Raw genomic sequence first — 13,420 nt, 5'->3', positions numbered from 1 at the left:
GATCTTCGGTACGCGGAAGCCCTTGGGGTGCCATGGAACTCAACCTCCACCGGCTGTGGATCTTCATGCAGGTCGTCGAGCACCAGGGCTTCTCCGCCGCCGCGCAGAAGCTCTACATGAGCCAGCCCTCGGTCTCCAACCAGGTGCGCAAGCTCGAACAGTCGCTGCGCGTCACGCTCGTGGACCGCTCCGGGACTCGCGCCCGGCCGACCGCCGAGGGCGAGGTGCTCGCCGAGTACGGCAAGCGGGTCTTCCTGCTCGCCGAGGAGGCGGTCGCGGCCGTGCAGCAGGTCAGCGGGCTGGCCACCGGCCGGCTGCTGGTCGGCGGCTCGACCACCGTCGGCACCTACCTGCTGCCCGCGCTGCTGGCCCGGTACCGGGAGCGGCACCCCGCCATCGAGTGCGACATCTTCGTGGGCAACGGCGAGGCGGTGCAGGAACAGCTGCTGGGCGGCGCCATCGGCATCGCCGTGGTGGCCGGCAGCCCGCACGGCGACCGGCTCGTCGTGGAAACCGTGCTGGACGAGCGGCTGGTACTGGTCGCGGCCCCCGGCCACCGGCTCGCGGGCGCCGCCGAGGTGACGCCCGCCGAACTGGCCGGGGCGCGGTTCCTGCTCCGCGAGCCGGGCTCGCAGACCCGCAGCCTGCAGGAACAGGTGCTGGCCGACTGGGCGCTGGAGGACGTGCCGCGCGCGGACATCTGGGGGCCGGAGGCGGTGAAGCAGTGCGTGGCCGCCGGGCTGGGCCTCGCGCTGATCTCCGAGCACGCGGTGGGGGAGGACGTACGGGCCGGCCGGCTCGCCGTACTGCCCGTCGTGCCCGCGCCGGAGCCCCGGCCGGTCAGCCTCGTGCACCGCAGGGACCGCCTGCTCTCCCCGGCGGAACGTGCCTTCCTCACTCTTCTGCGTGAACTGCGTCACTGGCCAGGGGAGTTGCCCGGCCCCGGAACCCCCGGTACGGACGAGTAACGGCCGGTCGGAGACAGTGTCGTGCGCCACGTACCGCCCTTATCCGGCCGTCACCCGGTGCCTTCCGCCTCCGACGGCCGTATGCGCCCGTACGGCCCGTGATCAGCCCAAGTGCCGCGCGCGGAGCGGTTCGCGAGGGTTCCGCGGCGGCTGCGCACCGGCCGAGGTCAGCAGGCCGGTGACCGGCTCGTAGCGGGTTGTGATCAGGGTGGCACGCACTGCCATCACAGGGGCGCGCGCCCGCGTACACATGCATCCATGCACCCCCTCGTTCGGATGCAATATTGCACTTTTCGCTGGCCGGACGGAGCGCAGCCGCTGCTCGGAGGGTGTGTGACACCCAGTGCCACCTGAGGCCCCGTCAACCGGCCGCCCACCCCGCATGAGCAAACGCATATGGTCACGCAACGCGCGTATACCCAAGGGTCGGCAATGTGACCGGATCGGAGTATGCGCAGAAGCGAACGAGCCGCCAGAGTTACCGGACCAATCACGGCAGGACCGAAGTCCGCCCCTGGGGAGGGGGCGCACCGAGTGGTCCCGCCACGACAGATGGGGTGGGCAGAGAAATGTGGGCTGTGATGGTGCGGTGAGGGCGCTGCAGGTGAGGCAGGGCGACCTGGTGCTCATTCAGGGCCGTTGGCGGCAAGTCCAGTCCGTTAGAGCGGATGTGCGGGCGGTGGGGGCGCCGGCCGTCGTGCTGGTCTTCCAGCGCGGCTCGGTCGCGAGAGTCCGTGCCACCGACGCACTGGCAGTACAGCGCGGCAGCAAGCACCTGCGGTCACAGGTGCCGTGCGCGAGCGTACGAAGCGTCCCGGCGCGGAGCACCGGCGTGGCGGGCGAGCACCGCTGACCCCTCGGCGGACGCGGCCGGCGCCCGGGAACAGCACACTGCGGACGCGGCCGGCGCCCGGAGACAGCAGACCGCGGACGCGGCCGGGGGGGGGGGGGGGGGGGGGGGGCGCCCCCCCCGCCCCCCCCGGGCCGGCCCCCGCCCCCCCCCCCCCCCCCCCGGGGCGGGGGGGGGGCGCCCCGGGGCCCCCCCCCCCCCCCCCCCCCCCCCCCCCGGGGGGCGGCCGCGGGCGCGCGCGCCCGCCCCCCCCCCCCCCCCCCCCCCCCCCCCCCCCCCCCCCGCGCCGTGCCCAGCACCATCGGCGAGGTCGGCAGGGTGACACCGCGCGGCGGCACCCGCAGCCGCCGGTACGACTCGACCGCGAACCCAGCGGCGTGCAGCGCCGCCACCGTGTCCCGCCCCGTGTGACAGCCCCCGTTCAGCAGCGGCCACACCGTACGGTCCGCCGCCCGCTGCACCGCGCGCAGCCCACGCCCCTCGGCCCGTACATGCTCCAGGAACCGCAGCTCGGCACCCGGCCGCAGCACCCGACGCAACTCCGCCAGCGCCCGCGCCACATCGCGTACCGAACACAACACCAGCGCCACCACCGCCGCGTCGAACGCCTCACTCTTCACCGGCAGCGCCTCGGCGACCCCCGGCACCACGTCCACCGGCACCTCGGCCCGCACCGCCTCCGTACGCGCCGCCTGCCGCAGCACCGCCTCCGGCTCGATCGCCACCACCTCCGAGACCGCCCCCGGATAGTGTGCGAAGTTCAGCCCGCCGCCCGCCCCGATCTCGATGACCCGCCCGGACAGCCCCGCCAGCAGCTCGCGCCGCAACGGCCGCACACCGGCGCGCTCGTCGGCGAGCGGCCCGAGCCGCGCATAGGCCCGGGCGAAGAGCGGATGGTGCACGACGGTCCGGTGTCCTCTGTTGCGCAGCGACATGTCTCGCCTTCCCGTACGACCCGACGGCAACTCCCGCCTCCGATTGTGCCGCCGAGCGGCCCACTCGTCGCCGGGTCGGTACAGGACGGTCTCCTGGCCCGGCAGCGACTAGGATCTGCCGGGACATCGCGTGTCGGTCACCGGCCGGGTGAGGCATGGAGGTGTCGGGAGGTGCCTTCGGAGGCATTCCTTGTCAGTCGAGTTGAACCACACGATCGTCCACGCCCGGGACAACCGGGAGTCCGCCCAGTTCTTCGCGGACCTGCTGGGCCTTGAGATCACCGCGGAGTGGGGCCCGTTCATCGCGGTCGGCCTGAGCAACGGCGTCACGCTGGACTTCGCCACGATCCCCGCGGACCACATCGCCATGCAACACTACGCCTTCCTGATCTCCGAGGAGGAGTTCGACGCGGCGTACGCGCGGATCAGCGAGCGCGGCATCGAGCACTATGCCGACCCGCACCGGCAGCAGCCCGGCGCGATCAACCACAACGACGGCGGCCGCGGGGTGTACTTCATGGACCCGGCGGGCCACGCCATGGAGCTGATCACCGTGCCGTACGGCGGCCGGCCCTCGTAAACACATGCGCCGAGCGCCGCACCCCGGCCCGGGGTGCGGCCCCAGCCATCACCGGCGCGAAGGGAACGGTGTCTTAGAATGGCGACTCGGCCAGGGAGAGCGTAGTTCGTGGTTTCTGGCAGGGCCCCTCCCTCTCCCCATCCGGGAGAGCCCGGTGATCGAGGCCCCCACCCCCACCTCCACCACACTCCTCACGGTCCTCGCCTACGCCACGCTCGAAACGCCCACCGCACTCCTCATCGGCGGCGCGGTCATGGGCGCGTTCGTGAACGGCATGACCGGCGGCTACGGCGCGCTCATCGCCGAGCTGTACCCGACGCACGCGCGCGCCACCGCGCAGAACGTCCTCTTCAACGTCGGCCGCGGCATCGGCGGCCTGGCCCCGCTGGTGGTTGCCCTGGTCGCCACCTCGTACGGCTTCCAGAAGGCGATCGGTCTGCTCGCCGTCGTCTATGTGCTCGACATGGCCGCGATGCTGCTGATTCCGGAGCGGAAGGGTGCGGAGCTGGACTGAGGGCTGCGCAAAATCCAGCCCGTCCTGGGGGCACCTCCCAGCGGTAGCTGGGGGAGATTGAGGACCGGGGGTCCGGGGGGCAGCGCCCCCGAACACCCCGGCGCGGCCGTCACAGGCCCCACGTACCCCCGAGCCGCGGCGCCAGCCAAGACCGCGCCTGCGCCCGGAAACGGGCCGGTGGCAACGCCCCGGACCCGGCCGGTACGAGCCCCAACAGCGGCGCCCCCGCCGCCTCCGGCAGATCCTCGATGTTGCAGCGCGACGCCAGATCCGGCTCGGCGGGCCAGCTGCCGATGACGACGCCGGGCGTCTCGATCCCCGCCGTACGCAGCGCCAGCGCCGTCAGCGCCGTGGCGTTGAGCGTGCCGAGCCCCGCCTGCGCGACCATCAGCATCGGCGCGCCGAGCGCCTTCGCCGCGTCGGCCAGCGTCGCGCCGGTCTCGTCGAAGCGGACCAGCAGCCCGCCCGCGCCCTCCACCAGCACCACGTCGTGCTCGGTGGCCAGCTTGCCCGCCGCCTCGGCGATCTCGTACGGGCGTACCGGCGGCAGCCCGGCCCGCCGCGCCGCGGTCGCGGGTGCCAGCGGCTCGGGGTACCGGGCGAGTTCGGCGGTGGTGACGCCGGAGCCGGCGAGCCGCGCGACCTCCGCGACGTCCCCCGGCTCGTCCGCCGCCACACCGGTCTGCGCGGGCTTGAGCACCGCGACCGACCGGCCGGCGGTCAGCTCGGCGGCGGCGATCGCGGCGGTGGTGACCGTCTTGCCGATCTCCGTGCCCGTGCCCGTGATGAACAGCACCGACATACCTACGCGCTCCTCCTCAGCCCTCGCGCGCGGCGGCGCACACCGCGGCGCAGATACGGGCGATGTCCTCGTCGCCGGTGATGTACGGCGGCATCGTGTAGATCAGGTCGCGGAACGGGCGCAGCCACACGCCCTCGCCGACCGCGGCCCGGGTCGCGGCCGTCATGTCGATCGGGTGGTCGAGCTGGACGACGCCGATGGCGCCCAGTACGCGTACGTCCTGAACGGCCGGGATCGTGCGAGCTTGTTCCAGTCCGTCCCGCAGGCCGGATTCGATCCGCTTGATCTCCTGGCGCCAGTCCTGCGTCAGCAGTACCTCCAGCGAGGCGTTCGCCACCGCGGCGGCCAGCGGGTTGGCCATGAAGGTCGGCCCGTGCGCGAGCACCGGCACCTCGCCCCGGGAGATCCCGTCCGCCACCCGCGGCGTGCACAGCGTCGCCGCCATGGTCAGATAGCCGCCGGTCAGCGCCTTGCCGACGCACATCACGTCCGGCACGACGCCCGCGTGTCCGGCCGCGAAGAGTTCGCCGGTCCGGCCGAAGCCGGTGGCGATCTCGTCGAAGACGAGCAGCACGTCGTGCGCGTCGCACGCCTCGCGCAGTACCCGCAGGTACGCGGGGGAGTGGAAGCGCATGCCGCCCGCGCCCTGGACGACCGGCTCCACGATGACCGCGGCCAGTTCGTCGGCGTGCCGGCCGATCATGTCCCGCAGGTGGTCCGCGTACGCCTCGTCCACCGGTGCGTCGAACCCGCCGGGCGGCGCGTCGGCGAACACCTGCCGGGTCAGCACCCCGGACCACAGCTCGTGCATGCCGCCGTCCGGGTCGCACACCGACATCGGCTGCCAGGTGTCGCCGTGGTACCCGCCGCGCCAGGTCAGCAGCCGCTGCTTGGCCGGGCGGCCGAGCGACCGCCAGTACTGCAGGCACATCTTGGCCGCGACCTCGACCGAGACGGACCCGGAGTCGCACAGGAAGACGTGCTCCAGGTCGCCCGGCGCGATGCCGGCGAGCCGCTGGGCCAGCCGGACGGCGGGCTCATGGGTGAGCCCGCCGAACATCACATGGCTCATCCGGTCCAGCTGGCCGCGCGCGGCCTCGTTCAGTACCGGGTGGTTGTAGCCGTGGATCGCCGACCACCAGGACGACATGCCGTCGACCAGCTCGGTGTGGCCCTGGACGGGCTCGGCGGTCCGCAGCCGGACCCCGGCCGCCGACTCGATGACCAGCGGGTCGTCCTTGCCGGGCATCGGGCCGTACGGGTGCCACACATGCTGGCGGTCCAGGGCCAGCAGGTCGTGCACGTGCATGGGCTCGGACTCAGGCATTGGGCGGCAGGTCGGTGCCGGCGCCGCGGCGGCGCACCGCGACCAGGTCCGTACGGACACCGTCGGCATCCGGCGCCTCGGCCACCGCACCGGCGGCGACCGGCTCGGGCTCGGCGGCCGGCTCGGCCTCGGCACCGCCGTCACCGCACGGCCCGCAGCCGCCACCGTCACCGTGGCCGCCGCAGCCGCCGCCCGCGGTCTCCTCGGCGTGGCTGCCGCAGCCGCCGGCCGCGGCGGCCAGCGCGTCGGCGCGGTGCGCGGGCAGCGTCGTGGTGCCCGCGCCCTCCACCTCGAACCCGGCGTCCGCGATCATCGCGAGGTCGTCCTTGCCGGCCTGGCCCTCGCTGGTCAGGTAGTCGCCGAGGAAGATGGAGTTGGCCAGGTGCAGCGCGAGGGGCTGGAGCGTGCGCAGGTGTACTTCGCGGCCGCCGGCGAGGCGGACCTCGACGTCGGGGCAGACGAAGCGGACCATGGCCAGGATGCGCAGGGCGCGCTGCGGGGTGAGGTTCCACTCCTTGGCCAGCGGGGTGCCCTCGAAGGGGATCAGGAAGTTGACCGGTACGGAGTCGGGGTCCAGCTCGCGCAGCGAGAAGACCACGTCCACCAGGTCCTCATCCGTCTCGCCCATGCCCGCGATCAGGCCGGAGCAGGCGGACATGCCGGCCGCCTGGGCCTGCTGGACGGTGGAGACGCGGTCCTCGTAGGTGTGCGTCGTGGTGATCTTGCCGTACGTCGCCTCGGACGTGTTGAGGTTGTGGTTGTAGGCGTCGGCGCCCGCGTCCTTCAGCCGGGACGCCTGGCCGTCGGAGAGCAGCCCCAGACAGGCGCACACCTCCACGCCCTCGTTCTGCTCCTTGATGGCCGAAATCGTCTGCGAGACGCGGTCCACGTCCTTGTCCGTGGGGCCGCGGCCGCTGGCCACCAGGCACACCCGCTTGGCGCCGCCCGCGACGCCGGCGGCGGCCGCCTTGGACGCCTCGTCGGGCTTGAGCCAGGTGTACTTGAGGATCTCGGCCTTGGAGCCGAGCCGCTGGGAGCAGTAGGAGCAGTCCTCCGGGCACAGGCCCGACTTGAGGTTGACCAGATAGTTCAGCTTCACCCGCCGCCCGAACCACTGGCGGCGGACCTTGCCCGCCGCCGCTACGACGTCGAGCAGCTCGTCATCGGATGTCGCCAGTACGGCGAGTGCCTCTTCGCGGGTCGGCGACTCGCGCCGCAGACCCTTCTCCACCAGAGCGTTCAGCAGGTCCATGGCGAAGATCCTGTCCTACGGCACCGCCCGGGGCCAAGGAGGATTCCCACAACGCCGCTGGTTGGGGGTGTGTGTATCGCCACACCGTGGGCGGGCGTAACGACCGCTAACGTCTATCGACAGCCGACAAACCCGAGGAAGCCGATGCCTGCCGAGCCCGCCGCCGACCTGTCCGGTAACGACCCCTTCGCCTGGATCGACGCGGCGCGCGAACGGCGCCGCGCGGCCGGGCTCGTACGGACGCTGAACCCGCGCCCGGCCGACTCCGACCTCCTGGACCTGGCGAGCAACGACTACCTGGGTCTCGCCCGGCACCCCGAGGTCACCCGGGCCGCCGCGGCCGCCGCGCACCGCTGGGGTGCGGGGGCGACCGGCTCCCGGCTGGTCACCGGCACCACCGAACTGCACGCGCAGCTCGAAACCGAACTGGCCGAATACTGTGGTTTCGAGGCCGCACTCGTCCTCTCTTCGGGCTACGCGGCCAACCTCGCCGCCGTCACCGCGCTCACCGGGCACGGCTCCCTGGTCGTCTCCGACGCCGGCAACCACGCCTCGCTCATCGACGGCTGCCGTCTCTCCCGCGCCCGTACGGCCGTCGTCCCGCACGGCGACCCCGAAGCCGTGCACAAGGCCCTGGACGCGGCCCACGCCGAACCCGACTACGAGGGGCGGGCCGTGGTCGTCTCCGACTCGGTCTTCTCGGTGGACGGCGACGCGGCGCCGCTGGCCGGGTACGCCACCGCCTGCCGCGCGCACGGCGCCGCGCTGCTGGTGGACGACGCGCACGGACTGGGCGTACTGGGTGAGGGCGGCCGCGGCGCGCTGCACGCGGCGGGCCTGGCGGGGGACCGGGACGTGGTCGCCACCATGACGCTCTCCAAGTCCCTGGGCAGTCAGGGCGGTGCGGTACTGGGCCCGGCGAAGGTCATCGAGCACCTGGTCAACACGGCCCGTACGTTCATCTTCGACACCGGGCTGGCGCCGGCCGCCGCCGGGGGCGCGCTCGCCGCGCTCCGGCTGCTGCGCCGCGAGCCGCGGCGCGCGGACCGGGCCCGTGCCGTGGCCCGCGAACTCCACCGCCGCCTGACGGCGGGGGGCCTGTCCGCCGTCCTTCCGGACGCCGCGGTGGTCTCCGTACGGGCGCCCTCGCCCGAGGCGGCCGTGCAGTGGGCGGCCGACTGCCGTACGGCGGGTCTGCGGGTCGGCTGTTTCCGTCCGCCGTCCGTTCCCGACGGTATTTCGCGGCTCCGGCTCACCGCCCGCGGGGATCTGACCGACCGGCAGATCGACGAAGCGGTCGGCGCGATTCTTTCGACCGCACCGACCGCTTGACCGAATTCCCGGGAACGGGCTCGGAATTTTATTCTTGAACCGCTCCCGGGAAAGGCTGGATCAGCCCTCCTTTACGGGCCGACCGGTGTGCAGGGCGTCGACAAAAGCCCGCCATGCGGGGACCGCGAACAGCAACGCGGGTCCCGAAATGTCCTTCGAGTCGCGCACGGCGAGAGTTTCACCGTTGACCCGGGCGGTCTCGACGCAGTTGTTCATTCCCGTGCTGCGCGTGCTGCGCACCCAGCGCGCGCCCGCAAGGGCCGTGCTGGCGGGTACGTACCGCGGCGATGCCGTCATGTTGGAGCCTCCTCAACGCGCCCGGGCCAGGCTGTCAGCCGTCTGCGGCCCGGGCAATCAAAGCCGATGATTCCTCGCATGAGAGGGCGTGCCCCCGCAGCGTGTCGAATGCATCGCTGTACGCCCTGAGGTCCTCTTTGCGTTCGAGATAGAGGCTACTCGTCAAATGGTCGAGAACCACCACATCCAAGTCAGCAATGAGCGGAAAGGAGAAGATAACGAAAGGGCCGGTGATGCCGATGTGGACCCCGGCAGTGAACGGCAGCACCTGCAGCCGCACATGCGGCAGTTCCATGACCTTCAGGAGATGCCGCAATTGGGCTTTCATCACCTCTGGACCACCCGCCGGACGGCGTAGTACCGCCTCGTCCAACACGGCTGAAAGTTTCAGCGGAGGGTCTCCCTCCAGAACGCTCTGCCGCGCTATGCGCACATCGACAAGCGCATCGATTCTGCTCTGCGGCAGGTCCGCCAGCGCGGCCCGCGTGACGGCCCGCGCGTAGTCCGGGGTCTGCAGCAGCCCCGGCACGACAGTCGTCTCCAGCGTTCGCGCGTGCGAAGCGCCGGCCTCCAGGCTGATGAAGTCCCGGTACTGGGGCGGCAGCAGGTCGCGGTAGGTGTGCCACCAGCCGCGCCCGGCGTCCCCGCCGCTGCCGCCGCCCGCGTCCTGGCCGCACAGCGCGGCCAGCAGCGCACGGGACTCCTCGTCGCGCACGTCATAGGCGTCCAGCAGCCGTTCCACGTCGGCCGGACGCACTCCGCTCCGGCCGGTCTCTATCCGGCTCACCTTCGACTGATGCCAGCCCACAAGACGGGCGGCCTCGCCGCTCGTGAGCCCGGCCAGATTCCGACGTCGCCTCAACTCCGCACCGAGCTTGCGGCGGCGCACTGCGGGACCGTGGTGCATGAACCCTCCTCACGGACGTACCGCGATTCGTCATAACTGACACCGATGCGTCAGTGTGCCGCCCAAATACGGTCTCGCGTAGCAGAGTTCACCGCTTCGGGCGACAGATATATGCATATCTTGGTGGATGGCTCACGGCAGGGGCAGCATGAGTGGCAGTCTGGCGCAAAGCAGCGGCAAGGGACCGATTTTCGGACCCGATCATGTCGCTGTCCAGCGAGGAGACGGCCTCGGGTGGGAAAGGGACGGCGTGGCGATGGCGGATCACCAGGAAGCATCACTGACCCTGCCGAGCGCGCCCGAGTCCGTACCCACGGCGCGCAGATACGTTACGGGAGTTCTCACGGAATGGGACGGCGCGCCGGCCGGCACGGGGCGCGCCGAACTGCTCGACTCCGTCCGGCTCATCGTCTCCGAGCTGGCCACCAACGCCGTGGTGCACACCTCGGGGCAGTCCCCGACCTTCACGGTCGACGTCCACCTCGACCGTCACGAAGTCCTGCGCATCGGCGTCACGGACGGCCATCCCCGGATGCCGCGCCGGCTGCCGGCCGCGGTCCAGCAGGACAACGGCCGCGGCATGGTCATCATCCGCTCCCTCGCGGCGGAATCCGGCGGAAAGATCACCGTCGAACCGACCGAGAGCGGCGGCAAGACCGTCTGGATCGCCCTCCCGTGGCCGGTCCCGGTACCACCCGCGACACCCCGGACGGCCGGCACCTGACCGCCCGCCGGACCGCGGAGGCCGGCACCTGACCGCCCGCGGAAGCGGACCGCCCGCTCCCGCCCGGCCCCGAACGCGGCCGAGACCATTCGCCCGGCACATGCCGCGGTTGCGGGCCGCCCCCGATCTCTCCCTACTGGCCCCGCCTCAGCAGCGCCTCGGCCCCCACAGGGACGAACCCGGCGGCGAGCAGCGCCCGCACACTCGCCGCGTTCGCCGGCGCCACCTGCGCCCACACCGGCTCGCCCGGCGGCACGAGATGCCGGCCCGCCGCGGCAAGACGCCGCCCGAGCCCCCGCCCGCGCGCCGCCTCCGCCACTTCGAAGGCCACCTCCCACCGGCCGGCGACACCGCGGCCGATCACGACGGCGGAGCCTTCCTCGTCGGCCGTCCACGCCCGCACGTCGTCGCGGTGGCACAGCGCCCGCGCGATACGGGGATGCGCCGGGTCCCGCGTCTCACGCAGCGCCACCGGGGGCGGACCCGGCAGCGGCCCGGCGACCGTGAGCAGATCGACGTTCTCGATCTCCCGGCCCGTCCGGGCGGCGAGCGCGCCGAGGAACGAGGGACTGAGCGGCCCGGCGAGATCGCCCGGGGCGATCCGGGCGTGTACCCACGCGGCCGTGACGTCGGCGAACACGACGGCGCACCCGGAGAAGGAGAGGACGCCCCAGTCGCGCTCCGAGACCGGAGGCAGCACGCTCACCGACCCGTCGGCGGGCGGGAAGTCGCCGCGGGCGGCGGCGGTCAGGGTCTTGGCCAAGTCTTCGATCACGCCCGTAAGTTAGCGGCTGATCGTCCGGCCGTGGCGCGGGCGCGGGCCGAACGAGGGGCGGGGCCGCCGGCCCCGCCCCCTCGACTCTCACCTCTGCGTCAGCTCCGCATCACGCCCGTCCGTACCAGACGCGCTTGGTCCAGATCCGTTCCTTGCGTACCGAGGCACCCGGCTTGGGCGCGTGCCACATGCGGCCCTTCCCGGCGTAGATGCCGACGTGGTACACGTACCGCCCCGAGTGGAAGAAGACCAGGTCACCGCGTTTGCGCGAGGACGCCTTGATGTGCCGCACGTGGCGGTACTGGGAATCCGCCGTGCGCGGCAGCCGCTTCCCCGCGCGCTTGAACGCGTACTGCGTGAGCCCTGAGCAGTCGAACCGGTGTGGCCCCTCGGCCCCCCACGCGTACGGCGCCCCCTTCTTCGACGCCGCGACCCGCAGGGCCGTCTTGCCGGAGCCCGAGGCCGCCGCCGTCACGGCGGAGGTCGTACCGGAGGCGGACGCCGCCGAGGCGTCCCCCGCGCTGCCGGGAACAAGCAGCGCCAGCCCGAGGGCCGACACCACCCCGGCACGGGCCAGGAGGCCCGGCGCGGCAACACCACGAACAGGAAGATCAACGCGCGCAGTCATGCGCACTCCTTCGTCAGCCGCCTGCGAAGGAAGACCTGTCGGGTTCGGGCAGGCGAAGATGCCCGGCCGGATGTACCGCCACCCAAGGGCGGCAATGGCTTCACCCCAAGGGACCGCCCGGCCAGTACCACGGCCGCGGCCCCGTCGTGCTCGGGTCCTCCGCTCCTGCCGGTCCACGCGTATCGACCAGGCGCCCGGGCACGGCGGCAGGATTCGGCGTCCGCCCGGACCGCCCCGCCGCTGCGGCGGGGGCTTGTCGTCGGAGGGATCGTGACGCAGCGCCGGGGCGGTTCAGTTGCGGAACATGCCTTGTGTGAGGGTGGTCACGGCTGATCCGTTCGGGTGGACAGGCGCGGTCCGTCGAGCGGCCCGCACCTCGTACGCACCCCCGCACCGGCACCGTCGTACCGCCCGCAACGCGACACGTCGACGGAGTGCGCAAGTCGTACGCCACCGCAAGCGGGCCCAGGAGTACCCCATCGGCGGTAGCCCGATCGGACCCCGTGCCCCCGGGGAACGGAATCGTCCCGTCATTCCTCATCAGGCGGCGGCACGGCGACGAGACCGGCCCTCCGCTCACCGTCCAGGACCCGCAGCGCGCGGCTGAGCGTCTGGGCGTGCAGCTCGGTCTCGCCGCGCTCGTGCATCAGCGCCAGCGCGTCCCGCAGCGCCACCGCCTGGCCGACCAGCGCCTGCGCGGCGCGCAGGCCCCGGTACGTGCCCTCGCCGCGGGCCGGATTGATCCGTCCCAATAGGTCCAGGACCTGGAGGTAACTGTCGATGACCGCGCCCTCGGCCCGGGTCAGCGCGGGCAGCGGCGGCAGTTCGGGAGGCAGGGCCATCACCTCACCTCGCGCCGGGAGCCGCGGAGGAGGACGTCTTGCGGCCGCGGGTGAGCCCGTCGATCAGCCCGTACGCCAGTGCCTCCTCGGCGTTGAGGATCTTGTCGCGCTCGATGTCGGCGCTGATCCGTTCGCGGGGCTGCCCGGTGTGCCGGGCGAGCAGCTCCTCCAGCAGGTCGCGGGTGCGCAGCATCTCCTGGGCCTGCAGGGCGAGGTCGGAGATCTGGCCCTCGACCGGATCGCTGAAGGACGGCTGGTGGATGAGGACGCGGGCGCCGGGCAGCGCGAGCCGGCGCCCGGGGTGGCCGGCGGCGAGCAGCACGGCCGCGGCGGAGGCGGCCTGGCCGAGGCAGACCGTCTCGATGGGGCTGGTGACGAACTGCATCGTGTCGTAGATCGCGGTCATCGCGGTGAACGAGCCGCCGGGGGAGTTGATGTAGAGCGAGATGGCCTGCTCGGGCGACGCGTGTTCGAGGTGGATCAGCTGGGCCATGACGTCGTTGGCCGCGGTGTCGTCGATCGGGGTGCCGAGGAAGACGATGCGCTCGGCGAGCAGCTTGGAGTACGGATCGAGCGTCCGGGTGCCTTCTGTCGTGCGCTCGGTGAACTCCGGGAGGACATAGCGGGCCGTGGCTTCGCGCATGAGGCTGCTCCTCTGTTCCGTTGTAAAAAATGTACAGGACGTAC

At 72.6% G+C, this 13,420-nt stretch carries 14 protein-coding genes and 1 pseudogene; 5 read left to right on the top strand and 10 right to left on the bottom strand.

The annotated features are described in order from the left end of the window. Positions 1–32: 32 nt before the first annotated feature. Positions 33–968, top strand: coding sequence for a LysR family transcriptional regulator (locus ACIGXO_RS31980; protein WP_399793870.1), 936 nt, complete (start codon positions 33–35; stop codon positions 966–968). Between the two features lie 1,131 nt (positions 969–2,099). Here the strand turns inward: ACIGXO_RS31980 and ACIGXO_RS31975 are convergent. Then, a pseudogene (locus tag ACIGXO_RS31975) lies at positions 2,100–2,753 on the bottom strand (class I SAM-dependent methyltransferase); the annotation flags it as partial. A gap of 190 nt (positions 2,754–2,943) precedes the next feature. On the opposite strand from ACIGXO_RS31975, the gene ACIGXO_RS31970 reads away from it, so the two are divergent. Next, positions 2,944–3,333 carry a VOC family protein gene (locus tag ACIGXO_RS31970; RefSeq protein WP_399793868.1) on the top strand — a complete coding sequence of 130 codons (390 nt, stop codon included), beginning with the start codon at positions 2,944–2,946 and terminating at the stop codon, positions 3,331–3,333. Between the two features lie 154 nt (positions 3,334–3,487). Then, a complete protein-coding gene (locus ACIGXO_RS31965) occupies positions 3,488–3,847 on the top strand; it encodes an MFS transporter (protein ID WP_399793866.1) in 360 nt (119 codons plus the stop codon). 109 nt (positions 3,848–3,956) lie between these two features. Here ACIGXO_RS31965 and bioD read toward each other — a convergent pair whose 3' ends face one another. Genes bioD through bioB form a run of 3 tightly spaced genes read right to left on the bottom strand, consistent with a single transcriptional unit; the run spans position 3,957 to position 7,228 of the window. Next, positions 3,957–4,649, bottom strand: coding sequence for a dethiobiotin synthase (gene bioD / locus ACIGXO_RS31960; RefSeq protein ID WP_399793864.1), 693 nt, complete (start codon positions 4,647–4,649; stop codon positions 3,957–3,959). Positions 4,650–4,665: 16 nt separating this feature from the next. Then, complete coding sequence (locus ACIGXO_RS31955) at positions 4,666–5,976, bottom strand: adenosylmethionine--8-amino-7-oxononanoate transaminase (protein ID WP_399793863.1); 1,311 nt, start codon at positions 5,974–5,976, stop codon at positions 4,666–4,668. Beyond that, complete coding sequence (gene bioB, locus ACIGXO_RS31950) at positions 5,969–7,228, bottom strand: biotin synthase BioB (RefSeq protein ID WP_399793861.1); 1,260 nt, start codon at positions 7,226–7,228, stop codon at positions 5,969–5,971. Before bioB ends, ACIGXO_RS31955 begins: the two co-directional genes overlap by 8 nt. 144 nt (positions 7,229–7,372) lie before the next feature. Between bioB and ACIGXO_RS31945 the strand changes: the two genes are divergently transcribed. Next, on the top strand, positions 7,373–8,560 hold the full coding sequence (locus ACIGXO_RS31945) for an 8-amino-7-oxononanoate synthase (protein ID WP_399793859.1): 1,188 nt from the start codon (positions 7,373–7,375) through the stop codon (positions 8,558–8,560). A gap of 60 nt (positions 8,561–8,620) precedes the next feature. Here ACIGXO_RS31945 and ACIGXO_RS31940 read toward each other — a convergent pair whose 3' ends face one another. Together ACIGXO_RS31940 and ACIGXO_RS31935 are read right to left on the bottom strand one after the other, a co-directional pair. Beyond that, positions 8,621–8,857, bottom strand: a complete 237-nt coding sequence (locus ACIGXO_RS31940) for a DUF397 domain-containing protein (protein WP_399793857.1) — start codon at positions 8,855–8,857, stop codon at positions 8,621–8,623. Positions 8,858–8,891: 34 nt separating this feature from the next. Further along, positions 8,892–9,764: a helix-turn-helix domain-containing protein gene (locus ACIGXO_RS31935; RefSeq protein WP_399793854.1), complete on the bottom strand. Its 873-nt coding sequence runs from the start codon at positions 9,762–9,764 to the stop codon at positions 8,892–8,894. A gap of 256 nt (positions 9,765–10,020) precedes the next feature. Here ACIGXO_RS31935 and ACIGXO_RS31930 point away from each other — a divergent pair, with 256 nt between their 5' ends. Continuing rightward, complete coding sequence (locus ACIGXO_RS31930) at positions 10,021–10,488, top strand: ATP-binding protein (protein WP_399793852.1); 468 nt, start codon at positions 10,021–10,023, stop codon at positions 10,486–10,488. A gap of 133 nt (positions 10,489–10,621) precedes the next feature. Here the strand turns inward: ACIGXO_RS31930 and ACIGXO_RS31925 are convergent, their stop codons facing one another. The 4 genes from ACIGXO_RS31925 to ACIGXO_RS31910 form a co-directional block, all read right to left on the bottom strand. Then, on the bottom strand, positions 10,622–11,260 hold the full coding sequence (locus ACIGXO_RS31925) for a GNAT family N-acetyltransferase (RefSeq protein WP_399794098.1): 639 nt from the start codon (positions 11,258–11,260) through the stop codon (positions 10,622–10,624). 112 nt (positions 11,261–11,372) lie between these two features. Continuing rightward, complete coding sequence (locus tag ACIGXO_RS31920; protein ID WP_399793850.1) at positions 11,373–11,891, bottom strand: C40 family peptidase; 519 nt, start codon at positions 11,889–11,891, stop codon at positions 11,373–11,375. Positions 11,892–12,421: 530 nt separating this feature from the next. Then, positions 12,422–12,733, bottom strand: coding sequence for a hypothetical protein (locus ACIGXO_RS31915; protein ID WP_399793847.1), 312 nt, complete (start codon positions 12,731–12,733; stop codon positions 12,422–12,424). Between the two features lie 4 nt (positions 12,734–12,737). Next, positions 12,738–13,376, bottom strand: a complete 639-nt coding sequence (locus ACIGXO_RS31910) for an ATP-dependent Clp protease proteolytic subunit (protein WP_399793845.1) — start codon at positions 13,374–13,376, stop codon at positions 12,738–12,740. Positions 13,377–13,420: the final 44 nt, after the last annotated feature.

The sequence above is a fragment of the Streptomyces sp. NPDC053542 genome (assembly GCF_044544685.1).
Lineage (GTDB): Bacteria > Actinomycetota > Actinomycetes > Streptomycetales > Streptomycetaceae > Streptomyces.
The sequence above is the reverse complement of the archived record's forward strand: the minus strand, read 5'-3'. Positions and strand labels throughout refer to the sequence as shown.

What these genes read in the sequence shown, in the direction of transcription:
- ACIGXO_RS31980 (WP_399793870.1), top strand. Translation starts at nt 33, where the DNA reads ATGGAACTCAACCTCCACCGGCTGTGGATCTTCATGCAGGTCGTCGAG.
- bioD (WP_399793864.1), bottom strand. Translation starts at nt 4,649, where the DNA reads ATGTCGGTGCTGTTCATCACGGGCACGGGCACGGAGATCGGCAAGACG.
- ACIGXO_RS31955 (WP_399793863.1), bottom strand. Translation starts at nt 5,976, where the DNA reads ATGCCTGAGTCCGAGCCCATGCACGTGCACGACCTGCTGGCCCTGGAC.
- bioB (WP_399793861.1), bottom strand. Translation starts at nt 7,228, where the DNA reads ATGGACCTGCTGAACGCTCTGGTGGAGAAGGGTCTGCGGCGCGAGTCG.
- ACIGXO_RS31945 (WP_399793859.1), top strand. Translation starts at nt 7,373, where the DNA reads ATGCCTGCCGAGCCCGCCGCCGACCTGTCCGGTAACGACCCCTTCGCC.
- ACIGXO_RS31940 (WP_399793857.1), bottom strand. Translation starts at nt 8,857, where the DNA reads ATGACGGCATCGCCGCGGTACGTACCCGCCAGCACGGCCCTTGCGGGC.
- ACIGXO_RS31935 (WP_399793854.1), bottom strand. Translation starts at nt 9,764, where the DNA reads ATGCACCACGGTCCCGCAGTGCGCCGCCGCAAGCTCGGTGCGGAGTTG.
- ACIGXO_RS31930 (WP_399793852.1), top strand. Translation starts at nt 10,021, where the DNA reads ATGGCGGATCACCAGGAAGCATCACTGACCCTGCCGAGCGCGCCCGAG.
- ACIGXO_RS31920 (WP_399793850.1), bottom strand. Translation starts at nt 11,891, where the DNA reads ATGACTGCGCGCGTTGATCTTCCTGTTCGTGGTGTTGCCGCGCCGGGC.
- ACIGXO_RS31915 (WP_399793847.1), bottom strand. Translation starts at nt 12,733, where the DNA reads ATGGCCCTGCCTCCCGAACTGCCGCCGCTGCCCGCGCTGACCCGGGCC.
- ACIGXO_RS31910 (WP_399793845.1), bottom strand. Translation starts at nt 13,376, where the DNA reads ATGCGCGAAGCCACGGCCCGCTATGTCCTCCCGGAGTTCACCGAGCGC.